Here is a 267-nt window from a genome sequence, read left to right as displayed (position 1 = left end):
CACGGAGATCGTGCGCGTCGAAAAAGACGGCGACCGTTTTCGCGTGGAAAGCGCGCAGGGCGACGTATACCGCGCCGCGCAACTGGTCATTTGTGCGGGCGCCTGGGCGACGCGTCTTACCGAACAATTCGGCGAGGGTGCGCCGCTTACCGTGAGCGGCCCGCAAATGTGCGTGACGGAGCCGGTGCCCTACGTGTTCAAATCGTCGATGGGCGTGTTCACGTCCATCAAGCAGGAAGGCATCTACTTCCGGCAGATTCCGCGCGG

Annotated in this window: 1 protein-coding gene; it reads left to right on the top strand. The window is 63.3% G+C overall.

The features are described from left to right. The coding region (locus SB822_RS57710; protein WP_410859186.1) for an FAD-dependent oxidoreductase at nt 1-267 on the top strand (267 nt) is incomplete at both ends.

This window comes from Paraburkholderia sp. SIMBA_054, assembly GCF_046534875.1.
GTDB classification, from domain to species: domain Bacteria; phylum Pseudomonadota; class Gammaproteobacteria; order Burkholderiales; family Burkholderiaceae; genus Paraburkholderia; species Paraburkholderia hospita.
Note: the sequence above shows the minus strand (reverse complement) of the source record. Positions and strands in the feature narration are given on the sequence as shown.